Here is a 24,899-nt window from a genome sequence, read left to right as displayed (position 1 = left end):
TAGGATGCAGGCTAAAGCTGTTGCGAGAACAGTACGAATTGCTCCTCGTAAAGCTCGTTTAGTTATTGACTTGATCCGAGGAAAGCAAGTTGGTGAGGCAATTGCCATTCTTCGCCATACACCTAAAGCTGCTTCACCAATTATTGAAAAAGTGTTAAAATCGGCTGTTGCAAATGCAGAGCATAACTATGACATGGACGGAAACAATTTATATATTGAAAAGGCTTATGTTGATGAAGGACCAACTTTGAAACGCTTTAGACCACGTGCACAAGGTAGAGCGAGCCAAATCAACAAACGCACAAGCCATATTACGATCATTGTTTCGGAAAAAAAGGAGGGATAATTAGTGGGTCAAAAGGTAAATCCAGTCGGTCTTCGAATTGGCATCATTCGTGATTGGGAATCGAAATGGTATGCAGAAAAAGATTATGCAGACCTGTTACATGAAGACCTCAAAATTCGTGAATACATTAATAAACGTTTAAGCGATGCATCCGTTTCCCGCATTGAAATTGAACGTGCGGCAAACCGTTTAAATATCACTATCCACACAGCTAAGCCAGGAATGGTTATCGGTAAAGGTGGTACAGAGGTCGAAGCTTTAAGAAAGGCTTTGAACCAACTAACTGGCAAACGTGTGCACATTAATATTTTAGAAATTAAAAAAGCTGATTTAGATGCAAAACTTGTTGCGGAAAATATTGCACGTCAGCTAGAAAACCGCGCTTCGTTCCGTCGTGTTCAAAAACAAGCGATCCAACGTGCAATGCGCGCAGGTGCATTAGGTATTAAAACAATGGTATCCGGCCGTCTTGGTGGTGCAGATATCGCACGTTCTGAACATTACAGTGAAGGAACAGTACCGCTTCATACTCTTCGCGCAGACATCGATTACGGAACTGCAGAAGCGGATACAACGTACGGAAAATTGGGCGTAAAAGTTTGGATTTATCGTGGAGAAGTTCTTCCAGCTAAAAAGAACAATGAGGAAGGAGGCAAATAATTATGTTAATGCCTAAACGCGTAAAGTATCGTAGAGAACATCGCGGAAAAATGCGCGGACGTGCAAAAGGCGGAACTGAAGTTCATTTCGGTGAATATGGCATTCAAGCTCTTGAGCCTGCTTGGATCACCAACAGACAAATTGAAGCAGCACGTATCGCGATGACGCGTTATATGAGACGTGGCGGAAAAGTTTGGATTAAAATTTTCCCGTCTAAACCATACACGGCTAAACCTTTAGAAGTACGGATGGGTTCCGGTAAAGGGGCACCTGAAGGCTGGGTTGCTGTAGTGAAGCCGGGTAAAGTATTGTTCGAGGTTGCGGGTGTTTCTGAAGAAGTTGCACGTGAAGCACTGCGTCTTGCATCTCATAAATTACCGATCAAAACAAAATTTGTAAAACGTGAAGAAATTGGTGGTGAATCAAATGAAAGCTAAAGAAATTCGTGATCTAACCACTGCCGAAATTGAACAAAAAGTGAAATCTTTAAAAGAAGAATTGTTTAACTTGCGCTTCCAGCTTGCGACTGGTCAGCTTGAAAATACTGCCCGCATCCGTGAAGTACGCAAAACGATTGCTAGAATGAAAACTATTATTCGCGAAAGAGAAATTGCTGCAAACAAATAATCGTGAGAGGAGGTTTGCCAAATGAGTGAACGCAACAAGCGCAAAGTTTATACTGGACGCGTCGTGTCGGATAAAATGGATAAGACCATCACTGTTCTTGTTGAAACTTATAAAAAACACCCGCTTTATGGAAAACGCGTGAAATATTCTAAAAAGTTCAAAGCTCATGATGAGCAAAACAAAGCGAAAGTCGGCGATATCGTTCGCATTATGGAAACTCGCCCGCTATCTGCAACAAAACGTTTCCGTTTAGTTGAAATTGTAGAAGAAGCAGTTATTATTTAATTTGGTTCGGATGAAAAAAATTCCGAAGGGAGGTCACGAACATGATTCAACAAGAATCTCGTTTAAAAGTTGCTGATAACTCTGGTGCACGTGAATTGTTAACAATTAAAGTTCTTGGCGGATCTGGTCGTAAAACAGCAAATATCGGTGATATTATTGTCGGTACGGTTAAACAAGCAACACCAGGAGGCGTTGTTAAAAAAGGTGATGTAGTAAAAGCTGTTGTTGTGCGTACAAAACGTGGTGTGCGCCGTCCTGACGGTTCGTACATTCGTTTTGACGAAAACGCATGCGTCATCATCCGCGAAGACAAAAGCCCGAGAGGTACTCGTATTTTTGGACCGGTTGCGCGTGAACTTCGCGATAAAAACTTTATGAAAATCGTTTCTCTTGCTCCAGAAGTACTTTAATTATGAGTTTGGCTTACCAAGGAGGTGTGTAATCGATGCATGTTAAGAAGGGTGACAAAGTAATGGTGATCGCCGGAAAAGATAAAGGAAAACAAGGCGTGATCCTTGCAGCATATCCGAAAAAGAACCGCGTGCTTGTGGAAGGCGTGAACATCGTGAAAAAACATGCGAAGCCTTCTCAAGATAATCCACAAGGCGGAATTATCAGTAAAGAAGCGCCTATTCATGTATCAAATGTAATGCCATTAGATCCAAAAACAGGTGAACCGACTCGTGTCGGTTATAAAATTGTGGACGGCAAAAAGGTGCGTGTAGCAAAAAAATCAGGTGAAATTTTAGATAAATAATTTGGAAGGGAGGTCTATTTATGAACCGCCTTAAAGAAAAATACGTAAAAGAAATCATACCTGCACTAATGAACAAGTTTAACTATAAATCTGTTATGCAAGTTCCTAAAATCGAAAAAATTGTCATCAATATGGGCGTCGGTGATGCAGTCCAAAATGCGAAAGCGCTGGACAGTGCTGTTGAAGAATTAACTCTCATTTCTGGTCAAAAACCTGTAGTGACTCGTGCGAAAAAATCCATTGCCGGCTTCCGGCTTCGTGAAGGAATGCCGATCGGCTGCAAAGTTACGCTTCGTGGAGAGCGTATGTACGATTTCTTTGACAAATTGATTTCCGTTTCTTTACCACGTGTGCGCGACTTCCGTGGTGTATCTAAAAAATCATTTGATGGCCGCGGCAATTATACGCTTGGTATTAGAGAACAACTTATTTTCCCAGAAATTGATTACGATAAAGTAAATAAAGTAAGAGGTATGGATATCGTAATCGTTACAACAGCAAAAACCGATGAAGAGGCTCGCGAGCTATTAACTCTGTTCGGCATGCCGTTCCAAAATAATCGCTAATTTAGATTGGAGGCGAAAATGTGGCTAAAAAGTCAATGATTGCGAAACAAAAACGCAAGCAAAAATTTAAAGTGCGTGAATACACACGCTGTGAACGCTGCGGCCGTCCGCATGCAGTCATCCGCAAATTTAAGCTTTGCCGTATTTGTTTCCGCGAACTTGCTTACAAAGGTCAGATCCCTGGCGTGAAAAAAGCTAGTTGGTAGTATCGATAAATGGGAAGGAGGTTATTTATAATGGTGATGACAGATCCTATTGCAGATATGCTTACTCGCATTCGCAATGCGAACATGGTTCGTCATGAAAAACTGGAAGTTCCTGCTTCCAAAATTAAACGGGAAATTGCTGAAATTTTAAAGCGTGAAGGGTTTATTCGCGATTATGAATATATTGAAGATAATAAACAAGGTATTTTGCGCATTTTCTTAAAGTACGGGCCTAACAACGAACGTGTTATAACTGGCCTTAAACGAATCAGCAAACCAGGCTTGCGCGTTTATGCAAAAGCTAATGAAGTGCCACGTGTGTTGAATGGATTAGGAATAGCAATCGTTTCGACTTCTCAAGGCGTTTTAACTGATAAAGAAGCGCGCGCGAAGCAAACAGGCGGAGAAGTGCTCGCATACGTTTGGTAATTTTTTAACACGAAATGGAGGTGTCATTCATGTCACGTGTAGGGAAAAAACCGCTTGAAATTCCTTCAGGTGTCACTGTTACGATTAATGGAAATACAGTAACAGTAAAAGGACCAAAAGGAGAATTAACCCGTACATTTCATCCAGATATGGATATAAAAGTTGAAGATCAAGTATTAACTGTTACTCGTCCATCTGACAATAAAGAGCACCGTGCTCTTCACGGGACGACTCGCAGCCTTCTTGCCAATATGGTTGAAGGTGTTTCCAAAGGCTTTGAAAAAAGTTTAGAACTGATCGGGGTCGGATACCGTGCATCAAAATCAGGAAAGAAACTAGTATTGAATGTCGGATACTCTCATCCAGTCGAATATGAACCTGAACAAGGCATTGAAATCGACGTTCCTTCTCAAACAAAAATCGTCGTTAAAGGTACAGATAAAGAGCGTGTTGGCGCAGTCGCTGCAAACATTCGTGCGGTTCGTCCGCCTGAACCATATAAAGGAAAAGGCATCCGCTATGAAGGAGAATATGTGCGCCGCAAAGAAGGTAAGACTGCTAAGTAATGCCGCATAAAGAAAGAAAGGAGTGACGTAGATGATTACAAAACCTAGTAAAAATGCGGTTCGCAAAACTAGACATGCACGCGTGCGTTCAAAGGTTTCCGGTACAGCCGCTCGCCCGCGTTTAAATGTATACCGCTCCAACAAGCACATTTATGCTCAAGTGATTGATGATACAAATCACCAAACGCTTGTGAGTGCTTCTACTTTGGATAAAGAGCTTAACTTGGAATCAACTGGGAATGTAGAAGCTGCTCAAAAGGTCGGCGAACTTGTTGCAAAACGTGCGCTTGAAAAAGGTATTAAATCTGTTGTGTTTGACCGTGGTGGATATTTATATCATGGACGTGTGAAGGCTTTAGCTGATGCAGCTCGCGAAGTTGGCCTTGAATTTTAATCGACAAAGGAGGGAAAAGTGATGCGTCGTATTGATCCAAGCAAACTTGAACTTGAAGAACGTGTTGTTACCGTAAACCGTGTTGCAAAAGTAGTAAAAGGTGGCCGTCGTTTCCGCTTTGCTGCTCTTGTTGTTGTCGGAGACAAAAACGGTCATGTAGGTTTCGGAACTGGTAAAGCGCAAGAAGTTCCTGATGCTATCCGCAAAGCAATTGAAGATGCAAAGAAAAACTTAATTGAAGTACCAATTGTAGGTACGTCCATTCCACACGAAGTAATCGGTAAATTCGGTGCAGGAAAGATTCTCTTGAAACCTGCTGTTGAAGGTACGGGGGTTATCGCTGGAGGACCTGTCCGTGCAGTACTTGAATTAGCAGGTGTTCACGATATCTTATCTAAATCTTTAGGCTCCAATACACCGATTAATATGGTTCGGGCAACAGTTGACGGGTTAAAGCAGCTGAAGCGTGTAGAAGATGTTGCTAAACTTCGTGGAAAAACGGTTGAAGAACTGTTAGGATAAGGAGGGAAAGACAATGGCAAAAAAATTGGCGATTACCCTCAAAAAGAGTGTAATTGGTCGTCCTGAAGACCAAAGAATAACCGTTAAAACATTAGGCTTGCGGAAATTGCATCAAACAGTTGTTCATAATGACAATCCGGCAATTCGCGGAATGATCAATAAAGTGTCACATCTCGTGAAAGTGGAAGAACAATAATCAAATAAGGAGGTGCCAAGGTTATGAAGCTTCATGAATTAAAACCGGCAGAAGGTTCTCGTAAAGAGCGGAATCGTGTTGGTCGCGGTATTGGTTCAGGTAATGGAAAAACTGCTGGACGTGGTCAAAAAGGACAAAATGCCCGATCTGGCGGTGGAGTTCGGCCTGGATTTGAAGGCGGTCAAACTCCTCTATTCCGTCGTTTGCCAAAACGTGGGTTTACAAACATTAACCGCAAAGAATATCAAGTTGTGAACTTGGACAAATTGAATCGTTTTGAAGACGGTACGGAAATTACTCCAGAGCTTCTTTTGGAAACAGGTGTTGTAAGCAAACTGAAAGCAGGTATTAAAGTGCTTGGAGACGGTAAATTAGAGAAAAAATTAACGGTTAAAGCACACAAATTTTCTGCTTCAGCAAAAGAGGCAATTGAAGCCGCCGGCGGTTCTGCTGAGGTGATTTAATGTTCAAGGCAATCTCCAATTTTATGCGCGTGGGTGACATTCGCAATCGAATCTTGTTCACCCTTCTTATGCTGGTAATTTTCCGGATCGGCACTTTTATCCCTGTCCCGGGTGTGAACGCAGACGTACTAAAAGCACAAGACCAATTGAACGTATTTGGCGTTTTGAACATTTTTGGAGGCGGGGCATTGCAAAACTTCTCCATTTTAGCAATGGGGATTATGCCTTACATTACTGCTTCAATCATTGTTCAGCTTCTGCAAATGGACGTTGTACCGAAATTTACAGAGTGGTCGAAGCAGGGTGAAGTAGGCCGCAGAAAGCTTGCCCAATTCACGCGTTATTTAACAATTATTTTAGGATTTATTCAAGCGCTGGCAATGTCATATGGCTTTAATAATATGGCCGGCGGTCTGTTAATCATAAACCCTGGCATTGGAAACTATTTGTTGATCGCACTTGTTTTAACTGCGGGAACAGCCTTTTTAATGTGGCTTGGTGAGCAAATTACCGCAAAAGGCGTTGGGAACGGTATTTCTATTATTATCTTTGCTGGGATTGCTGCCGGCATTCCAACGGCAGTAAACCAAATTTATGCTCAACAATTTGCGGATGTTGGCGATCAGCTATTTTTAAGAATTGTAACTGTCGTTTTGCTTGTTCTTGCCGTTTTATTAGTTGTTGTAGCTGTTATTTTCGTTCAACAAGCATTCCGAAAAATTCCGATTCAGTATGCAAAGCGGCTTGCAGGTAGAAGTCCGGTTGGGGGACATTCAACGCATCTCCCATTGAAGGTTAACTCTGCTGGAGTCATTCCAGTCATTTTTGCAGTATCGTTTATTGTTACCCCCACTACGATTGCATCGTTCTTTGGACCAAATGATGTAACAAGATGGATTCAAAAAACATTTGATTACACGCAACCTATCGGGATGATCATCTACGTTGCATTAATTATCGCTTTCGCTTATTTCTATACATTTGTTCAAGTGAACCCGGAGCAAATGGCTGAAAATTTGCAGAAGCAAGGCGGCTATATACCGGGTATAAGACCAGGAAAAAGTACACAAGAGTACGTAACGAAAATTTTATACCGTTTAACATTTGTCGGTTCTATTTTTCTAGCAGTTGTCTCAATACTTCCTGTCTTTTTTATAAAATTTGCTGACTTGCCTTCTTCAGCACAAATAGGTGGAACAAGTCTCTTGATCGTTGTCGGTGTCGCTTTGGAAACTATGAAGCAGCTTGAGAGCCAGCTTGTCAAACGTCATTACAAAGGTTTTATGAAATAAGAGGTTGTGGGGCGATGAATGTCCCATTCCCTCGAAAAGCGTTTGAGGGGGAGAGTCCATGAATTTAGTATTAATGGGGCTGCCTGGGGCAGGAAAAGGAACACAGGCTGAAAAAATTGTTGAAAAATACAACATCCCGCATATCTCAACAGGAGATATGTTCAGAGCAGCTATAAAAGATGGAACCGAGTTAGGGTTACAAGCGAAGTCTTATATGGATAAAGGCGAATTAGTGCCGGATGAAGTTACGATTGGTATTGTTCGGGAAAGATTAGGCAAGAATGATACTGATAAAGGCTTTTTATTGGATGGTTTTCCGCGCACCGTTGCTCAAGCGGAGGCTTTGGAGCAAATTTTAAAAGAGCTTAATAAAGAAATTGATTATGTTATCAACATTCATGTTGACCAAGAAATTTTAATGGAACGGCTAACAGGACGAAGAATTTGCAAAAATTGCGGTGCAACGTACCATCTTGTATTCAATCCGCCAAAAGAAGAAGGAATTTGTGATAAGTGCGGAGGAAATTTATATCAACGAGCTGATGATAACGCTGAAACCGTTGGAAACCGTTTGGAAGTGAATTTGAAGCAGACGAAACCGCTGCTTGATTTCTATAAATCTAAAGGCTATTTGAAAAATATTGACGGTCAGCAAGAGATTAACAAAGTATTTGAAGATATTTGCAACTTGCTTGGAGGCTTGGGTGAATGATTATTTGCAAAACAAAGCGCGAAATTGAAATTATGCGCGAGGCTGGACGGATTGTTGCTTTAACTCACCAAGAACTCCAGAAATATATTCAGCCTGGTATTACAACAAAAGAACTGGACAGTATTGCTGAAAAGTTTATACGTGAACATGATGCAATCCCCTCATTTAAAGGGTATAATGGTTTTCGCGGCAGTATTTGCACTTCCGTGAATGAAGAGCTTGTTCACGGAATACCTGGAGACCGTGTATTGCGTGATGGAGATATTATTAGTATTGACATTGGTGCGAAATACAACGGCTATCACGGGGACTCTGCATGGACTTATCCTGTCGGTACAATTTCCGAAGAAACACAGAAATTGCTTGATGTTACAAAAGAATCTTTATATAAAGGATTAGAAGAAGCAAAACCAGGGGGAAGACTTTCGAACATTTCTCATGCCATTCAAGTTTACGTCGAATCTCACGGTTTTTCCATTGTTCGTGAATACGTAGGTCATGGCGTAGGGCAAGACTTGCATGAGGATCCTCAAATTCCGCATTATGGTCCACCGAACAAAGGGCCAAGGCTGAAGCCCGGTATGGTTTTAGCGATTGAGCCTATGGTCAATGCGGGAAGCCGTTATGTCAGAACGTTAGCTGATAATTGGACTGTCGTGACTGTAGATGGCAAAATGTGTGCTCATTTTGAACATACAATTGCCATTACTGATACAGGTTATGAAATTTTAACAACACCCTAAGTGAAGGTGATGTGCGTGAGTGATCCTGAGTCGAGTCCGCAAATAGGTCAGTTTGTCTTGATTACGAAAGGGAGAGAAGCTGGCAAATATGCGATTGTCGTGAAAATTCTCGATGATCGATTCGTATTGATTGCCGATGGAGAAAAGCGAAAGTTTCATTCTCCAAAGAAAAAAAACATCCATCATCTTGAATTTTTTGATTGCGTATCTCCGGAAGTTCAGAACAGTATATTGGAAACTGGCCGTGTGACAAATGGCAAACTTCGATATGCAATAAGCCGATTTGTCAATGAACAAGTTACTGATTTGAGGAAGGGAGACAATTGAATGGCGAAAGACGATGTCATTGAAGTAGAGGGTACCGTTGTTGAGACGTTGCCTAACGCGATGTTTAAAGTAGAGTTGGAAAATGGTCATACCGTGCTGGCTCATGTTTCTGGAAAAATTAGAATGCATTTTATTCGTATTTTGCCGGGTGATAAAGTAACGGTTGAATTATCACCATATGATTTAACCCGCGGAAGAATTACGTATCGATATAAATAATTTGCACTCCGGATTATTAAGGAGGTTGGATAAACATGAAAGTAAGACCATCAGTGAAACCTATATGCGAAAAATGTAAAGTCATTCGCAGAAAAGGAAAAGTTATGGTTATTTGCGAAAATCCAAAACATAAACAAAAACAAGGTTAATTTTTGAAGGAGGTGCTCATATTATGGCGCGTATTGCTGGTGTAGATATTCCACGCGATAAACGCATTGTCATTTCTTTAACTTATATTTACGGAATCGGTCGTTCAACAGCTCAAAAAATATTAGCTGAAGCTGGAGTTTCCGAAGATACTCGTGTTCGTGATTTAACAGAAGAAGAATTAGGAAGAATCCGTGACATTGTCGACACTTATAAAGTGGAAGGAGATCTTCGACGGGAAGTTTCTCTAAACATTAAGCGTCTCATTGAAATTGGCTGCTACCGTGGTATCCGACATCGCCGTGGTTTGCCTGTTCGAGGCCAAAATACGAAAAATAACGCACGTACTCGTAAAGGACCGCGCCGTACGGTTGCTAACAAGAAAAAATAAGTAAAGGAGGTTAACTGTAAATGGCTCGTAAAACAAATACTCGCAAACGCCGCGTAAAAAAGAATATTGAGACAGGCATCGCACATATTCGATCAACCTTTAACAACACGATTGTCACTATTACTGATGTGCACGGCAATGCAATTGCTTGGTCAAGTGCCGGTGCATTAGGATTTAAAGGTTCTCGTAAGTCAACTCCGTTTGCTGCACAGATGGCAGCTGAAGCAGCTGCTAAAGCTTCTATGGAGCACGGAATGAAATCATTAGAGGTTTCTGTAAAAGGACCTGGCGCAGGCCGCGAAGCTGCGATTCGTGCTCTTCAAGCAGCAGGTCTTGAAGTGACATCTATTAAAGACGTCACACCTGTTCCACATAATGGATGCCGTCCGCCAAAACGTCGTCGTGTGTAATTTATCTGTATATATTTTGTAACCCTGTCAATAATGGGTTATGATACAGTTATAGATTCTAGCATTTATTAAGATGTTGTTTGTGCACATTCGGGACTTTATGATTGGGGAATTTCGGTTAGACGCGTTTTCTCTTCTTTGTCTAGCCGGGGTTTCGACGTTTTGAAGGAGGGTTTTATTTAGAATGATTGAAATTGAAAAACCAAAAATCGAAACGGTTGAAATCAGTGATGACGCGAAATATGGGAAATTCGTTGTCGAGCCACTTGAGCGTGGATATGGTACAACTTTGGGTAACTCCTTACGTCGTATCCTATTATCCTCACTCCCTGGTGCCGCTGTAACATCTGTTCAAATTGACGGCGTCCTCCATGAATTTTCTACAATTGATGGTGTCGTCGAAGATGTTACAACGATTATTTTAAATTTAAAAAAGCTTGCTCTGAAAATTTATTCAGAAGAAGAGAAGACGCTAGAAATTGACGTACAAGGTGAAGGGCCCATTACGGCAGCAGATATAACTCACGATAGCGATGTTGAAATATTAAATCCTGATCTTCATATTGCAACTCTTGCGAAAGATGCTCATTTGCGGCTGAGAATGACGGCGAAGCGCGGGAGAGGATACAGCCCGGCTGAAGAAAATAAACGGGAAGATCAACCAATAGGTGTCATCCCAATCGATTCGATTTACACACCCGTTTCTAGAGTTTCTTATCAAGTGGAAAATACACGGGTTGGTCAAGTGACAGATTATGATAAGCTGACAATTGATGTCTGGACAGATGGAAGCATCGGTCCAAAGGAAGCTATCGCACTTGGCTCTAAAATTTTGATGGAGCACTTAAACATTTTCGTTAGCTTAACAGATGAAGCGCAAAATGTTGAAATCATGGTTGAAAAAGAAGAGGACCAAAAAGAAAAAGTGCTTGAAATGACGATTGAGGAACTTGACCTCTCTGTTCGTTCTTATAACTGTTTGAAACGTGCAGGTATTAACACAGTTCAAGAACTTGCGAACAAAACAGAAGAGGACATGATGAAAGTGCGTAATTTAGGACGCAAATCGCTAGAAGAAGTAAAACAAAAATTAGAAGACCTTGGTTTGAGTTTACGAAAAGACGATTAACTAATTTTTCAAAGTCTATATAGATCAACTTCCAACAAAGGAGGGAACATCACATGTCTTATAGAAAATTAGGACGTACTAGTGCGCAGCGTAAAGCAATGCTCCGTGACTTAGCAACGGACTTAATTATTAACGAACGAATTGAAACGACTGAAGCCCGTGCAAAGGAGCTTCGTGCTGTTGTAGAGAAGCTGGTTACTTTAGGTAAACGTGGTGATTTGCATGCTCGTCGCCAAGCAGCACAGTTTATTCGCAATGAGGTTGCGAAAACTGTGACAGTTTCAGGCCAAGACGGAAAGGAAAAAGAAAAACCTTTCTATGCATTGCAAAAATTATTTGATGAAGTGGCACCACGTTACCAAGATCGTCAAGGCGGCTACACACGAATTTTGAAAATGGGTCCTCGCCGTGGTGACGGAGCACCAATGGTTATCATTGAATTCGTGTAATTTAGATATAAATGAACTTCAAGGGCGGGACAGTTGTAATGACTGCATCTATGCCCTTTTTTATTTATCTTCAAGTACTTTACAAAGCGGATTGATTTTCTTTTGGCAGCCTCTGCATCTCATATTTATAGACATGATATTCGCGTTTACTTCATCTGTACTTGAGGCGGGAGGAGGGCATCTGTGGAACGGTCGATCATTCAAGTTCAACATGTAACATACCGCTATAATAAAGAAAGTGAAAAGCCTGCACTAACGGATGTTTCCTTTGATGTGTATGAAGGGGAATGGCTGGCCATCGTCGGACACAATGGATCAGGGAAATCAACATTGGCCCGGATGCTAAACGGTCTGCTGCTGCCTGACGAAGGAACCGTTACTGTATCAGGAATCACATTATCAGAAAAAACCATTTGGGATATTCGAAAACGGATTGGAATGGTGTTTCAAAATCCAGATAATCAATTTGTCGGCGCCACTGTACGGGACGATGTCGCTTTTGGTATGGAAAACATAGGTATACCGAGAGAAGAGATGGTAAAACGAATCGAATGGGCGACGAAAATTGTAAAAATGAATGAATTTTTAGAACGGGAACCTCATCATCTTTCTGGCGGACAAAAGCAGCGGGTCGCGATTGCAGGCGTTTTGGCTGTTCAACCAAGCATTATTGTTTTAGATGAAGCGACTTCAATGCTTGATCCAATTGGACGCCGGGAAGTAATTGAAACCATTTGGTCATTGAAAGAAAAAGGGCTTGTGACGGTCATTTCCATCACCCATGATTTGGAAGAGGCGGCCAAAGCAGATCGGATGATTGTAATGAATGGAGGCAAAAAATTTGCAGAGGGAACTCCGAAAGAAGTGTTTCGCTTGGAAGAGGAGCTGGTAAGCATCGGTTTAGATCTTCCGTTTTCTTACAAGCTGAGCAAACGGCTTCTTGAAAAAGGAGTGCCTTTAGCGACGCGACACCTTAATGTAGAAAGCCTGGTGGACGAATTATGGACATTAAAATCCGACAATTAGAACATCGTTACCAAATGAACACTCCTTTTGAACGGCTCGCTTTGTGTGATATCAATATGGATATTCATGAAGGAACATATTTGGCCGTGATTGGGCATACCGGATCGGGAAAATCAACGATTTTGCAGCATTTAAACGGCCTGCTTTTGCCAACGAAAGGCTCTATTCAACTTGGAGACCGGCTGATTAAGGCAGGAGAAAAACAGAAAAACTTGAAATCTATCCGAAAAAAGGTCGGAATTGTCTTTCAATTCCCAGAGCATCAATTATTCGAAGAAACCGTCGAAAAAGATATAGCATTCGGTCCAATGAATTTTGGCGCATCGTTTGAAGAAGCGAAAAAAAAGGTAAAAGAAGTGCTGCCGCTTGTCGGTCTAGGAGAAGAAATCCTTCATCAATCCCCGTTTGAGCTAAGCGGGGGGCAAATGCGAAGAGTGGCGATTGCAGGTGTTTTAGCGATGGAGCCGGAGGTGCTCGTTTTAGATGAACCGACTGCAGGATTGGATCCAAAAGGCCGAAATGAGATCATGGAGCTTTTTTATCGTCTCCATAAAGAAAAAAAATTAACAACAATATTAGTAACGCATAGCATGGAAGACGCAGCAAAGTACGCTGATGAAATTGCCGTTTTGCACCAAGGGGAATTAAAGATGAAAGGGTCGCCAAAGGAAATATTCCGGTTGACTGGGGAACTGGAGCAGCTTGGGCTCGATTTGCCGGAATCAATTAAATTTGTCATGAAGCTTGAAGAAAAATTTTCTTTAACGGTTGAAGACAAGCCATTGACTTTAGAGGAAACGGCCGATTTCATTGAAGCCCTTTTAAAAGAAGGTGTCGTATATGATCGATAATATCATCATCGGAAAATATGTTCCTGGCAGCACAGTCATTCATCGAATGGATCCCCGTGCAAAACTGCTAACGATTTTTTTATATGTTTTTATCGTCTTTTTTGCCAATAACGGAATCACTTACTTTTTATTAGGATTATTTACGTTCATCATTATTTTGCTGACGAAGCTTCGGTTCTCTTTCTTATGGAACGGTTTAAAACCTGTTATATGGATCGTTGGGTTTACATTTTTGCTGCACATTTTAGTAACAAAAGAAGGGGACATGCTGTTCCGCTTCGGCTTTTTTTCCATTTATGAAGAAGGCTTGCGGCAAGGGTTTTTTATCTCTCTTCGGTTCATTTTCTTAATTTTTATGACAACGACATTGACCTTAACAACAACGCCTATCGAAATAACGGATGGAATGGAAAGTCTGTTAAAGCCTTTTAAAAAATTTAAACTTCCTGTCCATGAACTAGCATTAATGATGTCTATTTCTCTTCGCTTTATACCGACTCTGCTGGAGGAAACAGAAAAAATTTTAAAGGCGCAAATGGCAAGAGGGGTAGATTTTACATCAGGGCCTGTAAAAGAGCGAATAAAAGCAATCGTTCCTTTGCTTGTACCACTTTTCATCAGCGCTTTTAAGCGGGCGGAAGAGCTTGCTACCGCTATGGAAGCCAGGGGGTATCGCGGAAGTGAAGGACGTACGAAAATCAGGCAGCTGAAATGGGGAGCGATTGATTCCATTATGATGGCCTCTATCCTGCTGTTATCAATTATTTTATTACTATTGCGTGCCTAGGAGTTTTAAAAATGAGGATTAAATGTACAGTTTCGTATGATGGATCAGGATTTAGCGGTTATCAGCGCCAGCCCGGCCTCCGGACAGTACAAGGAGAAATTGAGGAAGCATTAATGAAAATCCACAAAGGGGAGCGGATAAAAATTACTGCTTCCGGCAGAACAGACGTCGGCGTGCATGCTGTTGGCCAAGTATTTCATTTTGATACAAGCCTCAAAATTCCGATGGAAAAATGGCCGATTGCTTTGAATACGCTGCTTCCTCAAGATATTTCCATTCAAAATGCAGAGCTTGCCGATCAAGATTTTCATGCCAGATTTTCTGCAAAGAAGAAAGAATACCGCTACCGTTTGTATCGCAGTTTTCAACGAGATGTGTTCCGGCGTCATTATGCATACCATTTTCCAAATCCGTTAAATATTGAAACGATTCGAACTGCCTCCCGTTTCATTATTGGAACACATGATTTTACAAGCTTTTGCTCTTCTAAAACAGAAACGGAAAATAAAGTGAGAACTATTTATGAAGCGGATATATGGGAAGAAGGAGATGAAATTACGTTCCGTTTTGTCGGAAGCGGCTTCCTTTACAATATGGTTCGTATTTTAGTCGGAACATTGATTGAAGTAGGAGAAGGGAAGCGCAAGCCGGAAGAAATAAAACAAATTATCGCAGCCAAAGATAGATCAAGAGCCGGGAAAACAGTTTCTGGATGCGGTCTATATCTTTGGAAAGTTTATTATGACAACTAATCCAGGTGTAACATTTTCTTGACATTCATATCTTAAAAAGATAAGATAACATATGGTATGTATTTCAAGCCCCACGATTAGCCCCGGAAAATAATCGTGTTTTTGAAATAGACTTTTCGACATGAACGATTAAGGAGGGAAAACAATGCGTACAACGTTTATGGCAAAGCCGCATGAAGTTGAGCGCAAATGGTATGTTGTTGATGCAGCTGGCAAAACTTTAGGACGTCTAGCAAGCGAAGTTGCATCTATCTTACGCGGAAAACACAAACCAACGTTTACACCGCATGTAGATACAGGTGACCACGTAATTATTATTAATGCTGAAAAAATCGAATTAACTGGAAAAAAATTAACAGACAAAATTTATTATCGCCACAGCCAGCATCCTGGTGGTTTAAAATCAAGAACTGCATTAGAAATGCGAAACAACTATCCTGAAAAAATGCTGGAACTTGCTATTCGCGGAATGCTTCCAAAAGGTTCCCTTGGACGCCAAATGTTTAAAAAATTGCATGTTTACAGAGGAAGCGAACATCCTCATCAAGCACAGAAACCAGAAGTTTATGAACTTCGCGGATAATTTAATAAGGAGGTTATCATTTTGGCACAGGTTCAATACTACGGTACCGGTCGTCGCAAAAGCTCTGTTGCCCGTGTTCGGTTAGTTCCTGGTGAAGGCCGTATCGTAATTAATAAACGGAACATTGAAGATTACATTCCAACAAAAGCTTTGATTGAAGATATTAAACAACCGCTTGTTTTAACAGAGACAGTTGGCAATTATGATGTACTAGTAAATGTTAGAGGCGGCGGTTTCACTGGTCAAGCAGGCGCTATTCGCCACGGAATTGCTCGTGCACTTTTACAAGCTGATCCAGAATATCGCGGAACGTTAAAGCGTGCAGGCTTATTAACTCGAGATGCTCGCGTAAAAGAGCGTAAGAAATACGGTCTTAAAGGAGCACGCCGTGCACCGCAATTTTCAAAACGTTAATGATTCGAACCTTAAACCACAACAAATTGTTGTGGTTTTTTATTTGCAATTGGAAAGGAGTGGTTGAATGGAACAGCGTGAACTGAAAAAAATAAAAACAAGGAGGAGATTTTGATGAATGTAATTACAGACTTTAATGAAAGACGGCAGGAAAAAAAGCTTCTCACTGAGCGAAAAATGTTAAAAGATCTCCCAATTCGCAAATTGAAAAATATGATTGATGAATGGTTTAATCCTTTTTTTCAAAAACGCTTCCATAAAACTGCAATGGAAGAAGAGTGTGTCCACTCGGCCATTGAATCTTTTTTGCTGGGAGCGGCCTACAGCCGGTTCGGATATTACGGGGAATCGATGGAGCAGGCCAATACACGTTGTATACAGGAAGAACAAGAGCTTATTAACAATTTATTTGACAATATTCTTTATTTGGCAAGGGAATCAAATGATGATTTTGTTATGGAATCCATCTATTTGACATGCCAGCACTTTATTCATTATTGGTGGGAAGAAGGGTTTTTAGCTGGTAAAAAGAGATACAAACTAAAGCTTTAAAAGCAGTTCATGCATGGCTCATTTCAACTTCGTTGGAACGGGCTTTTTTTATGCCTAAAAACGGCTTGTGAAAAAATGATTTGACGGGGGCCATTGCTGAATTCGCCTTTTGATTGGCCTTTTTATTTCAAAAAGGAAAAGTTCAGGATTTATTGGCAGTGCTGCTTATTTTTTGCAAGGAAGAATGAAGCAAAATGGTTTTTATTTCCTGTGTGAAATATTACTCGTGATGACAACATCCATGCACTGTGGCTATGTTATGAAAACTTTTAAAAAACAAAAAATTGCGGTTTTCAAAATGTTCATCTCGATATGAACGTCTTTTCAACGATTCCAGATTTTCGCAGAGAGAAAAAGCTTTTATCATTTGCCGAGCAAACCTCCAATTGTGTAGCGCAGGTGAGGAAATCGGCTTTTATTTGTCTTTTTTCTAATCTTCGAAACGTTTATTTTTCTTTCCACCACATATCAGCACTTTTCATTTAGGCGAATAGGCTTAAAACTTTTGTGACTGTTCAAAAAATTTTAGTGCCTTATACAAAATCATCCATTATAATATTTCTATCAATTTTTTATAAATAAAGAGGTGGAGAAATGGGTTGGTTGAAAAAGTCGTTATGCCTTGTTCTTATTTTTTTATTATTGGTGCCAGCTAGCGGTTTTGCACAGGAAAGAAGTGATAGCAGAAAGGAAATAATTTCGACATTCCAGCAAAGTTCAGGACCAAAGAAACAACACAAAGAGGAAAAAACACAATCTACAAATCCGGCGGATTATCCATTAATTCAGGAGGGAGAAATTGTTGGCTGGCTGTTGGACTCGAAAAATGTCTATCATGAAATTACATTTGAACGTATTTACGATATGAACGACTCGATGGACATTGAAATTCTGTATAATTCAGATAAAAATATAGAAAAAGACAGTTATATTGGAATAGAATTTTATAAAGATATTGGAGGAACATTGAAATTCCTTGGATATGTCGAGTACGATACATATGGAGTATATGAGGCCTACCTCATTGCACAGCTTTTAAAGTCCATTTATAGCGATCAACCTTATATTTATTTAAGAATAGGTGTTTTTCCTGACAAAGAAAGTGAATATTATTCCGATGTAACAACATTTAAGGTGCGGAATCCTTTTTATTCAGAAACAGCACCCGAGGGAAATAAATACGTATTAATCAGCAACGAGTCCGTAGACGTGAATAATACTCAAGACACTGGAGCGTTCAAGATTAATAATGATCAATATACGATAAACAAAAAAATAGGATTGAATGCTTATAAACTGGATGTAATTAGACCGTTTGATACGGAGAAACATGAAGACAAGAAACTTCAACAAAAATCTCTCTCCAAAAAGTTTCTCAATAAAGTTGGCGATACTAAGACATTTTGGGTGCATGATTTTACGACCAATGAAGATAAACAAATTAGCGCCAAGCTGCTGTATTCAGGTACAAAAACGAACGTATGGGTTTATGATAATCAAATTACAGAAGCTGATGCGCAAAAATTAGGGCAAGAATTTGATCAAAAAATTTATCCGCTCATCACACAAAATTTTGCCAGCGAATCCGATGTGGACAGAAACGAGAAAATTCACATTCTTTGTTATGATATACAAGATGGTTTTGCAGGATTCGGGGGGTATATTGCTGGTTACTTTTATGGAGGAGATTTGCATGATATTCCATACTCCAACAAATCAGAGATTTTTTATATTGATACGTATCCTTTAATGGGAACAGGGACGGAAAAGGATGTAAGTGCTGCATACGAAACATTGGCACATGAATTTCAACATATGGTGAATTTTAACCAAAATGTATTTATAGAAAATGGCTCCCAAATGGATACATGGCTAGATGAAGCTTTGTCAATGGCAGCTGAACACATGTATACTGGAAAACCTTTAATGAATACCATTAATTACTACAATATTTCTACCTCCATTACAAATGGTCATTCATTATTGTATTGGGATGATAATGGCGACACTTTGTCTAACTATTCCTTGTCCTATCTTTTTGGACAATATGTCAGAATTCAAGCGAATCAAGGAAACAAGATTTTCAAAGAGATTTTAACAGATACTCATAATGATTATAAAGCAGTAGAGAATGTAGCGAAAAATTATATCGACCCTACCCTTACATTTGGAAAATTGATGACGAACTTCCGCGCCGCCCTTTTACTGAAGAAAAATACGGGAATATATGGTTTTAATGGTGAAGAGGGCTTTGATTCATTAATTCCAAAAATATTTTCGGGAGAATCCGCCAGCTTGCGGGGCGGCGGAGCCATAGTAAAACGGGCTGTTGGTAATGAAACTGTTCCTGCATCTAAAGGAGATGACATCACTTATACTTTTTTTGATGTAGAGGAAAATAAGCCTTCCACTCCTCCAAGCAAACCGATAGTAAACCCGGTAAGTGATAGGGATACATTTATAAATGGGCTGTCTGATCCAGGAACTACTGTTTATGTCCAGCTTGGTTCAAAGATATTGAACTCTGCAGCAGCTGATCGTAATGGATCCTTCCGCATTTCCATCAGTAAACAAAAAGCTGGGACTGTATTAAGCGTATATGCCAAGGATCAGGCGGGAAATAAAAGCGAGTCGGTTCAAATAACGGTGGTTGATAAAACGCCGCCGACAGCACCTGCTGTCAATGAAGTGAAAGATTCAGATAAAGCAGTGACAGGAACGTCGGAGGCGGGTGCAACGATAACGGTAAAATCAGGAACAATTGAATTAGGAAAAGGAACGTCTAGATCAGACGGCAAGTTTTCTGTCCCATTACGGGCACCGCAAAAAGCTGGTACGATTTTGTCTGTAACAGCGACGGATAAAGCGGGGAATGTGAGTCCGGCGCGAAAAGTGACGGTATTGGATAAAACGCCTCCTAGCATTCCAAGCGTAAACCTGGTCAGCGATAAAGATAAAACGGTCAGAGGGACAGCGGAGGCAGGATCAAAAATAACAATAAAGGCCGGCAGCAAAGTATTGAGCACCGGCACGACAGATAAAAATGGGAAATTCACGATTTCGTTAAAAACAGTTCAAAAAGCTGGAACAGTTCTTTACGTAACAGCGACGGATAAAGCGGGGAATGTGAGCCCGGCGCGAAAAGTGACGGTAATTGATAAAACACCCCCGCGTACTCCGAGTGTAAATTCGGTCAGCAATAAAGATAAAACGGTCAGAGGGACAGCGGAGGCAGGATCAAAAATAACAATAAAGGCCGGCAGCAAAGTATTGAGCACCGGCACGACAGATAAAAATGGGAAATTCGCAATTTCGTTAAAAACGGCTCAAAAAGCCGGAACAATTCTTTACGTAACAGCGACGGATAAAGTGGGGAATGTGAGCCCGGCGCGAAAAGTGACGGTACTCGATAAAATACCGCCGGGTGCTCCTAAAGTGAACAAAGTGACAAGAAAATCTTCCTCGGTGACAGGAAAAGCAGAGGCGTATTCAACGGTGTATGTCAAAGCAGGAAAGAAAGTAATCGGTTCGGGCAAAGCGAATAAAAACGGAAATTTCTCCGTTTCAATCAAAAAACAAAAAGCCGGAACAGTTCTCCTAGTGTATGCAAAAGATAAGGCTGGAAATGTAGGAAAAAGCACGAAAGTTACCGTCAAATACAAATAATAAAATTGACCGTGCCAGCCTGATCGGTCTCGTTATAACTGAAACGCAACATTCATCTTAGCTCCCATATTTGCGGGAGCTTTTTTTATGACTCTTAAAATGTTTCTTTTTGAAAAAAAGCGCTGTATAAAAACTGAATCAGAAATACAATTTTATTTTCAAGTGAAGCATTCCATTATCCCCAATTGCCCCCAATTTAAACTTCATATCTAGGACCGAAAAGTGTAAGGCGATTTATCATTAAAGCACAAACAGCTGTATGGCAGAAAGTTGACGGCTTCTACAGCTATATTATCTGTTGGGGAGAATGACGAGTTTGAGCAGATTAGTTAAATTTTGAATGCGCCAATTTTCTGGTGGGAATTGGCTGGAAAAAAGAGATATAAATTAAAATTGCAGTAATCATAAATCCTCACGCTTTTCCATATATTGAATTGAAGGGACGAGCAGGAGGGATGCGGAGTGAAAAAAAAGCTGAAATGGGCGCTGTTTATTGCTGGGTTTCTGATTCTCGTATTTATCATTCAATATCAATTCTCCCTTTTCAATTCATGGAAATCATGGAATCTTCCGTTATCAGGAAAAATCATTTACTTAGACCCCGGTCACGGAGGTCCCGATGGAGGAGCAGTAGGAAAAAAACTACTGGAAAAAGATATAACTTTAAAAATTGCCAATATTGCTCGAGATTATTTACAAGAGCAGGGAGCGTTAGTGTTATTGACAAGAGAAAAAGATGAAGATTTGGCTTCGGACGATACACACGGATATAGCCGGAGAAAATCAGAAGATATTCGAAAGCGCGTTCGCCTAATTGATGAATCAGACGCCGATTTGTTTTTGAGCATCCATTTAAATGCTATTCCATCTCCAAAATGGAGGGGAGCGCAAACATTTTATGACGGAAAATATCAGGAGAATGAAGCTATTGCGAAATTTATCCAAGATGAATTAAGGAAAAATTTAAGAAATACAGATCGAAAAGCAAAGCCAATAAGCGGTGTCTATTTACTAAAGCATGCAAAAAAACCGGGTGCGCTTGTGGAGGTGGGGTTTTTATCCAATCCTTCTGAGGAAGAGCTTCTTGCTTCTGAAGAATATCAGAAAAAAGTGGCAGCCGCCATTTACAACGGGGTTTTGCGTTATTTTTCCAATGAACAGCAAATACCGGAATAAATGGATTCTTCTCAGGCATCTATTTTCAATGGACTGTTGGAAATGTGTTATACTATATACTATTAAAAGTCTTATGGAAAAAAGGTGGTTGTGGATACGATGCGGGAAGAAGATGTAAGGTCCATTGTCGAACAGTTGGAAGATCCATTTTTACATAAATCTTTAAAAGAATTGAATGCGATTGAAGAAATAAAAATCAAGCCCGAAAAAAAACATATTAGTTTAAAAATAGCAATTGCCAAAACGGGAACAAGCGAGCAGTTAACACTCCAGCAGCAAATTGTTGCAAAGCTTAAACAAGCGGGTGCCGAGACTGTTGGGCTGCGTTTTTCGGAGCTTCCAAAGGAAATTGTCCAAAAGTATTATTCTGATAGTACAAGCCCTTCCATTTTATCGAATGAAAAAACAACCTTTATTGCAATAGCAAGCGGAAAAGGCGGGGTCGGCAAATCAACCGTATCTGTCAACTTGGCTGTGTCCCTTGCTCGTCTAGGAAAAAAAGTTGGTCTTATTGATGCAGATATTTACGGCTTTAGCGTTCCTGATATGATGGGGATCATGAACCGGCCGATCGTTCGCGGGGATAAAATTATTCCAGTTGAGCGGTTTGGTGTGCAAGTCATATCAATGGCTTTTTTTGTTGAAGATAATGCGCCTGTTGTTTGGAGAGGTCCGATGCTCGGAAAAATGCTGAATAACTTTTTCCAAGAAGTTGAATGGGGATCGTTGGACTACTTACTCCTTGATTTGCCTCCTGGTACAGGTGATGTTGCATTAGATGTGCATACATTGCTTCCAACTAGTAAAGAAATCATTGTAACTACGCCTCATCCAACAGCTGCATTTGTTGCTGCAAGGGCTGGTGCAATGGCCATTAAAACGGAGCACGAAATTTTAGGAGTTATTGAAAATATGTCCTATTTTGAAAGTAAATTAACAGGCCAAAAAGAGTATGTATTTGGGAAAGGCGGAGGTCAGAAGCTTGCAGAGGATTTGCAGGTCCCTCTATTAGGGCAAATTCCGCTTGAGCAGCCGGACTGGGATGAAGAGGACTTTGCTCCGTCTGTTTATAATGAAAACCATCCAATAGGGAAAATTTATTTAGATATAGCAAGAAAAGTGATTGAGATAACAGAAAAGTAAAGGAAGGGAGAGGAGGTCTATTGGCCTCCGCCCCCGCCTTCGTTTCCGGAGCTGCCCCCGCCTTGTTGTTTACTTTGAGCTTGCTGAGCAGCCTTCAATAGCGCCTCCTCAATTTTCGGTTGAAAGAGCGGACTTGATAGAACATCTGTAATTTGCTGCTGTAAATATTGGCGGTATTCTTTGCTTTTTAAAACCTTCAATAGTTCTTCTTCCATTTGAGGATTTTTCAGCACATCCATAAGCATTCCTTGATATTCCGGATCTTTCATTAAACGTTTGATCACTTTTTCATGTTCTGTTTGCAATGTTTTCGCAAATCCTTCCGCAAATTTTGTATCTTCAAATGTATTTTTCCAAAATTCCTTCCCTTTTTCTGATGTTAACGTTTTTTCAATCGTATTATTGACGGTTTTTTGATCTAAAATGAGGTTTCGTTGAACTTCTTCATCTTTCATAATTTCTTGAACGGCTTTTTTTCCTTCGTCAGATTTTAATATGTCTACAACCATTTTTTTTGTTTCATCATAATTCATTGGTTCACTTTGCTGCCGATCCGCACATCCTGCAACGATCATCCATATAAGCATCATGATGAGGAGCGAACAATTTCTACCTCTCATATTTCATTTAGCTCCTTTCAATAATAACTTCTACCATTATGTTGAGAAACCAACTGTTTTTTATGCGAAAAAAGTTTTGCCATATGGTAATATACAAGTTGGATTGATAAAATCATATGATATTTTACGAAATATGGAGGGGTTGGCAGTGAAAAGCCGAAATTGGGTACGATTTTTCCTTTCTACTCTCATTGTAGGTGGAGTTGCGACAAGTATTGTTGGTTTTATCTTAAGATGGAGCGAGTATGAAAAATTGTTTTTGTCTTTTAATATTGTTGAAATTGTTGCAGTATTGTTTTGGTTGATCGGAGTAGGTTTTATTTTCAGCATCATCAGCCAAATGGGCTTTTTCGCTTATTTGACTGTGCACAGGTTTGGCCTAGGCATTTTTCGCTCAGTTTCGTTATGGAACTCTGTTCAAATCTTGTTAATCATTTTTGTGTTGTTTGATTTAGTTTATTTTCGATATCAATTTTTTGCGCAAACTGGAGATTCCATTGTCCCGTATATTTTAGTAGCTGTTGTCATTTTGTTGTTTTCTGCTGTAATTGCTTATTTTAAGCAAAAACAGACGAATAAAGATGCGTTTGTCCCTGCATTGTTTTTTATGGTTGTTGTTTCAGTGATTGAGTGGATGCCGGCCCTTCGTGTCAATGATAGAGATTGGCTGTATTTAATGCTGTTTCCAATTTTAATTTGCAATGCTTACCAATTGTTGATTTTGCCGAAAATGACAAATGACTCGCCAAAAGCAAAAAAGAGCTGAAGGAGTTTTCCTTATAGCTCTTTAAAATGCTTATTGATTTCCAAAATATTGAAAACGATTGGTTTGAATTTACTTCCAAAGTTCTTTTCATTTGAATGATAGTTCTTTCGTTCTTGCATTGCTGTTTTCAATTAATTCTTGTACGGTTACATTTTTAAGGCCGTTTTGTTTCAAATGTTGAATAATCGCCGGCAACGCTTGGTTAGTTTGTTTAACTGAATCTGATGCGTGAAGCAGGATAATATCACCTGGTTTTAAGTGTTTCGTAACATTTTGGATAATCTTGTTGACTCCCGGGTTTTGCCAGTCATTTGAATTTACACTGTAATGGACGACAGTTAATCCATATTGTTCAGCAATATTTAAAACGTTTTGATCGAATTGGCAGGTTGGGGGCCGCAGCAATTTTATATCCTTGATACCAAGCTTTTGAAATGTATGCTGGGCTAAAGATAAATCACGCTTAATTTCGTTAGTGTCCAACTCAGTATAGTTTTTATAAGCATATCCTTTGCTGCCGAGCTGATGACCGTCATCGATAATTCTTTTGACTACTTCAGGATGGCGTTCGGCCCATGAGGCGGATACAAAAAATGTTGCATTGGTTAGTCCATATTTTTTCAAAGTATTTAAAATTGGAATTGCTTTTTCATCTCCCCAGCTAATATCAAATGTCAAGGCAATTTTCTTACCGCTTCCGTCTCCTTTATAAATTGCTTTCGGCCC

Annotated in this window: 37 protein-coding genes and 1 pseudogene (1 of these 38 cut by a window edge); 36 read left to right on the top strand and 2 right to left on the bottom strand. The window is 40.1% G+C overall.

The features are described from left to right. Positions 1-4: 4 nt before the first annotated feature. The 35 genes and pseudogenes from rplV (at position 5) to NSQ61_RS14870 (ending at position 22,787) form a co-directional block, all read left to right on the top strand. A complete protein-coding gene (gene rplV, locus NSQ61_RS15040) occupies positions 5-346 on the top strand; it encodes a 50S ribosomal protein L22 (protein ID WP_063387163.1) in 342 nt (113 codons plus the stop codon). Positions 347-349: 3 nt separating this feature from the next. Then, positions 350-1,006: a 30S ribosomal protein S3 gene (rpsC, locus tag NSQ61_RS15035; RefSeq protein ID WP_063387164.1), complete on the top strand. Its 657-nt coding sequence runs from the start codon at positions 350-352 to the stop codon at positions 1,004-1,006. A 2-nt stretch (positions 1,007-1,008) separates the two neighbouring features. Then, positions 1,009-1,443, top strand: a complete 435-nt coding sequence (rplP, locus tag NSQ61_RS15030; protein ID WP_063387165.1) for a 50S ribosomal protein L16 — start codon at positions 1,009-1,011, stop codon at positions 1,441-1,443. Then, entirely contained in the window at positions 1,433-1,633 is a 201-nt protein-coding gene (gene rpmC / locus NSQ61_RS15025) for a 50S ribosomal protein L29 (protein ID WP_063387166.1), read from the top strand. The genes rplP and rpmC overlap by 11 nt, the downstream gene beginning before the upstream one ends. 21 nt (positions 1,634-1,654) lie before the next feature. Then, positions 1,655-1,918 carry a 30S ribosomal protein S17 gene (gene rpsQ, locus NSQ61_RS15020; protein WP_063387167.1) on the top strand — a complete coding sequence of 88 codons (264 nt, stop codon included), beginning with the start codon at positions 1,655-1,657 and terminating at the stop codon, positions 1,916-1,918. A 41-nt stretch (positions 1,919-1,959) separates the two neighbouring features. Continuing rightward, the gene (rplN, locus tag NSQ61_RS15015) at positions 1,960-2,328 is read left to right on the top strand and encodes a 50S ribosomal protein L14 (RefSeq protein ID WP_063387168.1); all 369 of its coding nucleotides are present in this window, start codon (positions 1,960-1,962) and stop codon (positions 2,326-2,328) included. A 35-nt stretch (positions 2,329-2,363) separates the two neighbouring features. Continuing rightward, on the top strand, positions 2,364-2,675 hold the full coding sequence (gene rplX, locus NSQ61_RS15010; protein WP_063387169.1) for a 50S ribosomal protein L24: 312 nt from the start codon (positions 2,364-2,366) through the stop codon (positions 2,673-2,675). Between the two features lie 20 nt (positions 2,676-2,695). Next, positions 2,696-3,241, top strand: coding sequence for a 50S ribosomal protein L5 (rplE, locus tag NSQ61_RS15005; RefSeq protein WP_063387170.1), 546 nt, complete (start codon positions 2,696-2,698; stop codon positions 3,239-3,241). Between the two features lie 20 nt (positions 3,242-3,261). After that, complete coding sequence (locus NSQ61_RS15000) at positions 3,262-3,447, top strand: type Z 30S ribosomal protein S14 (protein ID WP_063387171.1); 186 nt, start codon at positions 3,262-3,264, stop codon at positions 3,445-3,447. Positions 3,448-3,477: 30 nt separating this feature from the next. Then, positions 3,478-3,876 carry a 30S ribosomal protein S8 gene (gene rpsH / locus NSQ61_RS14995; protein WP_063387172.1) on the top strand — a complete coding sequence of 133 codons (399 nt, stop codon included), beginning with the start codon at positions 3,478-3,480 and terminating at the stop codon, positions 3,874-3,876. 29 nt (positions 3,877-3,905) lie between these two features. Beyond that, a complete protein-coding gene (rplF, locus tag NSQ61_RS14990) occupies positions 3,906-4,442 on the top strand; it encodes a 50S ribosomal protein L6 (protein WP_063387173.1) in 537 nt (178 codons plus the stop codon). A gap of 31 nt (positions 4,443-4,473) precedes the next feature. Further along, positions 4,474-4,836: a 50S ribosomal protein L18 gene (rplR, locus tag NSQ61_RS14985; RefSeq protein WP_063387174.1), complete on the top strand. Its 363-nt coding sequence runs from the start codon at positions 4,474-4,476 to the stop codon at positions 4,834-4,836. Between the two features lie 21 nt (positions 4,837-4,857). Beyond that, positions 4,858-5,358, top strand: coding sequence for a 30S ribosomal protein S5 (rpsE, locus tag NSQ61_RS14980; protein ID WP_063387175.1), 501 nt, complete (start codon positions 4,858-4,860; stop codon positions 5,356-5,358). Positions 5,359-5,371: 13 nt separating this feature from the next. Beyond that, positions 5,372-5,554, top strand: coding sequence for a 50S ribosomal protein L30 (gene rpmD, locus NSQ61_RS14975; protein ID WP_063387176.1), 183 nt, complete (start codon positions 5,372-5,374; stop codon positions 5,552-5,554). 23 nt (positions 5,555-5,577) lie between these two features. After that, complete coding sequence (gene rplO / locus NSQ61_RS14970) at positions 5,578-6,018, top strand: 50S ribosomal protein L15 (RefSeq protein ID WP_063387177.1); 441 nt, start codon at positions 5,578-5,580, stop codon at positions 6,016-6,018. After that, complete coding sequence (gene secY / locus NSQ61_RS14965; RefSeq protein WP_063387178.1) at positions 6,018-7,310, top strand: preprotein translocase subunit SecY; 1,293 nt, start codon at positions 6,018-6,020, stop codon at positions 7,308-7,310. The genes rplO and secY overlap by 1 nt, the downstream gene beginning before the upstream one ends. Positions 7,311-7,368: 58 nt before the next feature. Further along, positions 7,369-8,022: an adenylate kinase gene (locus NSQ61_RS14960; RefSeq protein WP_063387179.1), complete on the top strand. Its 654-nt coding sequence runs from the start codon at positions 7,369-7,371 to the stop codon at positions 8,020-8,022. Further along, positions 8,019-8,765, top strand: coding sequence for a type I methionyl aminopeptidase (map, locus tag NSQ61_RS14955; RefSeq protein ID WP_117017136.1), 747 nt, complete (start codon positions 8,019-8,021; stop codon positions 8,763-8,765). Before NSQ61_RS14960 ends, map begins: the two co-directional genes overlap by 4 nt. Positions 8,766-8,774: 9 nt before the next feature. After that, a pseudogene (locus tag NSQ61_RS14950) lies at positions 8,775-9,115 on the top strand (KOW motif-containing protein). Continuing rightward, positions 9,093-9,311, top strand: coding sequence for a translation initiation factor IF-1 (gene infA, locus NSQ61_RS14945; RefSeq protein WP_003178377.1), 219 nt, complete (start codon positions 9,093-9,095; stop codon positions 9,309-9,311). The pseudogene NSQ61_RS14950 and the gene infA overlap by 23 nt, the downstream one beginning before the upstream one ends. A 35-nt stretch (positions 9,312-9,346) precedes the next feature. Beyond that, complete coding sequence (gene rpmJ, locus NSQ61_RS14940; protein ID WP_003156543.1) at positions 9,347-9,460, top strand: 50S ribosomal protein L36; 114 nt, start codon at positions 9,347-9,349, stop codon at positions 9,458-9,460. 23 nt (positions 9,461-9,483) lie between these two features. Continuing rightward, a complete protein-coding gene (gene rpsM, locus NSQ61_RS14935) occupies positions 9,484-9,849 on the top strand; it encodes a 30S ribosomal protein S13 (RefSeq protein ID WP_063387182.1) in 366 nt (121 codons plus the stop codon). Positions 9,850-9,869: 20 nt separating this feature from the next. Further along, positions 9,870-10,259 carry a 30S ribosomal protein S11 gene (gene rpsK, locus NSQ61_RS14930; RefSeq protein ID WP_063387183.1) on the top strand — a complete coding sequence of 130 codons (390 nt, stop codon included), beginning with the start codon at positions 9,870-9,872 and terminating at the stop codon, positions 10,257-10,259. A 184-nt stretch (positions 10,260-10,443) separates the two neighbouring features. Next, the gene (locus NSQ61_RS14925) at positions 10,444-11,388 is read left to right on the top strand and encodes a DNA-directed RNA polymerase subunit alpha (protein WP_063387184.1); all 945 of its coding nucleotides are present in this window, start codon (positions 10,444-10,446) and stop codon (positions 11,386-11,388) included. 53 nt (positions 11,389-11,441) lie between these two features. After that, the gene (rplQ, locus tag NSQ61_RS14920) at positions 11,442-11,837 is read left to right on the top strand and encodes a 50S ribosomal protein L17 (protein WP_063387185.1); all 396 of its coding nucleotides are present in this window, start codon (positions 11,442-11,444) and stop codon (positions 11,835-11,837) included. Positions 11,838-12,020: 183 nt separating this feature from the next. Beyond that, the gene (locus NSQ61_RS14915; RefSeq protein WP_130156452.1) at positions 12,021-12,863 is read left to right on the top strand and encodes an energy-coupling factor ABC transporter ATP-binding protein; all 843 of its coding nucleotides are present in this window, start codon (positions 12,021-12,023) and stop codon (positions 12,861-12,863) included. Continuing rightward, positions 12,839-13,714 carry an energy-coupling factor ABC transporter ATP-binding protein gene (locus tag NSQ61_RS14910; protein WP_117017135.1) on the top strand — a complete coding sequence of 292 codons (876 nt, stop codon included), beginning with the start codon at positions 12,839-12,841 and terminating at the stop codon, positions 13,712-13,714. The genes NSQ61_RS14915 and NSQ61_RS14910 overlap by 25 nt, the downstream gene beginning before the upstream one ends. Beyond that, positions 13,704-14,501 (top strand): energy-coupling factor transporter transmembrane component T family protein, encoded by a 798-nt coding sequence (locus NSQ61_RS14905; protein ID WP_340807459.1) that lies wholly within the window; start codon positions 13,704-13,706, stop codon positions 14,499-14,501. Before NSQ61_RS14910 ends, NSQ61_RS14905 begins: the two co-directional genes overlap by 11 nt. An 11-nt stretch (positions 14,502-14,512) precedes the next feature. Continuing rightward, complete coding sequence (gene truA, locus NSQ61_RS14900; protein ID WP_063387189.1) at positions 14,513-15,253, top strand: tRNA pseudouridine(38-40) synthase TruA; 741 nt, start codon at positions 14,513-14,515, stop codon at positions 15,251-15,253. Positions 15,254-15,398: 145 nt separating this feature from the next. Next, on the top strand, positions 15,399-15,836 hold the full coding sequence (gene rplM, locus NSQ61_RS14895; RefSeq protein WP_063387190.1) for a 50S ribosomal protein L13: 438 nt from the start codon (positions 15,399-15,401) through the stop codon (positions 15,834-15,836). Positions 15,837-15,857: 21 nt separating this feature from the next. Beyond that, a complete protein-coding gene (gene rpsI / locus NSQ61_RS14890; RefSeq protein ID WP_063387191.1) occupies positions 15,858-16,250 on the top strand; it encodes a 30S ribosomal protein S9 in 393 nt (130 codons plus the stop codon). Positions 16,251-16,364: 114 nt separating this feature from the next. After that, a complete protein-coding gene (locus NSQ61_RS14885; protein WP_063387192.1) occupies positions 16,365-16,802 on the top strand; it encodes a DUF2521 family protein in 438 nt (145 codons plus the stop codon). A 594-nt stretch (positions 16,803-17,396) separates the two neighbouring features. Then, complete coding sequence (locus NSQ61_RS14880) at positions 17,397-20,468, top strand: Ig-like domain-containing protein (RefSeq protein ID WP_340807451.1); 3,072 nt, start codon at positions 17,397-17,399, stop codon at positions 20,466-20,468. Positions 20,469-20,930: 462 nt separating this feature from the next. Continuing rightward, entirely contained in the window at positions 20,931-21,644 is a 714-nt protein-coding gene (gene cwlD, locus NSQ61_RS14875) for an N-acetylmuramoyl-L-alanine amidase CwlD (protein ID WP_063387195.1), read from the top strand. Positions 21,645-21,743: 99 nt separating this feature from the next. Beyond that, positions 21,744-22,787, top strand: a complete 1,044-nt coding sequence (locus NSQ61_RS14870) for an Mrp/NBP35 family ATP-binding protein (RefSeq protein ID WP_063387196.1) — start codon at positions 21,744-21,746, stop codon at positions 22,785-22,787. 17 nt (positions 22,788-22,804) lie between these two features. Here NSQ61_RS14870 and gerD read toward each other — a convergent pair whose 3' ends face one another. Beyond that, positions 22,805-23,407 (bottom strand): spore germination lipoprotein GerD, encoded by a 603-nt coding sequence (gene gerD, locus NSQ61_RS14865; protein WP_063387197.1) that lies wholly within the window; start codon positions 23,405-23,407, stop codon positions 22,805-22,807. 148 nt (positions 23,408-23,555) lie between these two features. On the opposite strand from gerD, the gene NSQ61_RS14860 reads away from it, so the two are divergent. After that, positions 23,556-24,173, top strand: coding sequence for a KinB-signaling pathway activation protein (locus tag NSQ61_RS14860; protein WP_063387198.1), 618 nt, complete (start codon positions 23,556-23,558; stop codon positions 24,171-24,173). A gap of 87 nt (positions 24,174-24,260) precedes the next feature. On the opposite strand, the gene pdaB is transcribed toward NSQ61_RS14860, so the two are convergent. Next, on the bottom strand, positions 24,261-24,899 hold the 3' portion of the coding sequence (pdaB, locus tag NSQ61_RS14855; RefSeq protein WP_066247916.1) for a polysaccharide deacetylase family sporulation protein PdaB. 132 nt of this gene lie beyond the right edge of the window; only the last 639 of its 771 coding nucleotides appear in the window; its start codon lies beyond the right edge, outside the window — the gene reads right to left on this strand; it ends in the stop codon at positions 24,261-24,263.

It is taken from the genome of Aeribacillus sp. FSL K6-1121 (assembly GCF_038003725.1).
Classification (GTDB): Bacteria; Bacillota; Bacilli; order Bacillales; family Aeribacillaceae; genus Aeribacillus; species Aeribacillus composti.
The sequence above is the reverse complement of the archived record's forward strand: the minus strand, read 5'-3'. Positions and strand labels throughout refer to the sequence as shown.

Coding starts and splice junctions, on each gene's coding strand:
- rplP (WP_063387165.1), top strand. CDS start 1,009: ATGTTAATGCCTAAACGCGTAAAGTATCGTAGAGAACATCGCGGAAAA.
- NSQ61_RS14905 (WP_340807459.1), top strand. CDS start 13,704: ATGATCGATAATATCATCATCGGAAAATATGTTCCTGGCAGCACAGTC.
- rpsM (WP_063387182.1), top strand. CDS start 9,484: ATGGCGCGTATTGCTGGTGTAGATATTCCACGCGATAAACGCATTGTC.
- NSQ61_RS14885 (WP_063387192.1), top strand. CDS start 16,365: ATGAATGTAATTACAGACTTTAATGAAAGACGGCAGGAAAAAAAGCTT.
- NSQ61_RS14870 (WP_063387196.1), top strand. CDS start 21,744: ATGCGGGAAGAAGATGTAAGGTCCATTGTCGAACAGTTGGAAGATCCA.
- NSQ61_RS14925 (WP_063387184.1), top strand. CDS start 10,444: ATGATTGAAATTGAAAAACCAAAAATCGAAACGGTTGAAATCAGTGAT.
- rpsK (WP_063387183.1), top strand. CDS start 9,870: ATGGCTCGTAAAACAAATACTCGCAAACGCCGCGTAAAAAAGAATATT.
- NSQ61_RS14960 (WP_063387179.1), top strand. CDS start 7,369: ATGAATTTAGTATTAATGGGGCTGCCTGGGGCAGGAAAAGGAACACAG.
- map (WP_117017136.1), top strand. CDS start 8,019: ATGATTATTTGCAAAACAAAGCGCGAAATTGAAATTATGCGCGAGGCT.
- rpsH (WP_063387172.1), top strand. CDS start 3,478: ATGGTGATGACAGATCCTATTGCAGATATGCTTACTCGCATTCGCAAT.
- gerD (WP_063387197.1), bottom strand. CDS start 23,407: ATGAGAGGTAGAAATTGTTCGCTCCTCATCATGATGCTTATATGGATG.
- rplR (WP_063387174.1), top strand. CDS start 4,474: ATGATTACAAAACCTAGTAAAAATGCGGTTCGCAAAACTAGACATGCA.
- NSQ61_RS14910 (WP_117017135.1), top strand. CDS start 12,839: ATGGACATTAAAATCCGACAATTAGAACATCGTTACCAAATGAACACT.
- rpsQ (WP_063387167.1), top strand. CDS start 1,655: ATGAGTGAACGCAACAAGCGCAAAGTTTATACTGGACGCGTCGTGTCG.
- rplQ (WP_063387185.1), top strand. CDS start 11,442: ATGTCTTATAGAAAATTAGGACGTACTAGTGCGCAGCGTAAAGCAATG.
- rpmJ (WP_003156543.1), top strand. CDS start 9,347: ATGAAAGTAAGACCATCAGTGAAACCTATATGCGAAAAATGTAAAGTC.
- rplF (WP_063387173.1), top strand. CDS start 3,906: ATGTCACGTGTAGGGAAAAAACCGCTTGAAATTCCTTCAGGTGTCACT.
- infA (WP_003178377.1), top strand. CDS start 9,093: ATGGCGAAAGACGATGTCATTGAAGTAGAGGGTACCGTTGTTGAGACG.
- rplO (WP_063387177.1), top strand. CDS start 5,578: ATGAAGCTTCATGAATTAAAACCGGCAGAAGGTTCTCGTAAAGAGCGG.
- rplE (WP_063387170.1), top strand. CDS start 2,696: ATGAACCGCCTTAAAGAAAAATACGTAAAAGAAATCATACCTGCACTA.
- rplX (WP_063387169.1), top strand. CDS start 2,364: ATGCATGTTAAGAAGGGTGACAAAGTAATGGTGATCGCCGGAAAAGAT.
- secY (WP_063387178.1), top strand. CDS start 6,018: ATGTTCAAGGCAATCTCCAATTTTATGCGCGTGGGTGACATTCGCAAT.
- NSQ61_RS14880 (WP_340807451.1), top strand. CDS start 17,397: ATGGGTTGGTTGAAAAAGTCGTTATGCCTTGTTCTTATTTTTTTATTA.
- rplN (WP_063387168.1), top strand. CDS start 1,960: ATGATTCAACAAGAATCTCGTTTAAAAGTTGCTGATAACTCTGGTGCA.
- rpmC (WP_063387166.1), top strand. CDS start 1,433: ATGAAAGCTAAAGAAATTCGTGATCTAACCACTGCCGAAATTGAACAA.
- truA (WP_063387189.1), top strand. CDS start 14,513: ATGAGGATTAAATGTACAGTTTCGTATGATGGATCAGGATTTAGCGGT.
- rplV (WP_063387163.1), top strand. CDS start 5: ATGCAGGCTAAAGCTGTTGCGAGAACAGTACGAATTGCTCCTCGTAAA.
- rpsE (WP_063387175.1), top strand. CDS start 4,858: ATGCGTCGTATTGATCCAAGCAAACTTGAACTTGAAGAACGTGTTGTT.
- rplM (WP_063387190.1), top strand. CDS start 15,399: ATGCGTACAACGTTTATGGCAAAGCCGCATGAAGTTGAGCGCAAATGG.
- rpmD (WP_063387176.1), top strand. CDS start 5,372: ATGGCAAAAAAATTGGCGATTACCCTCAAAAAGAGTGTAATTGGTCGT.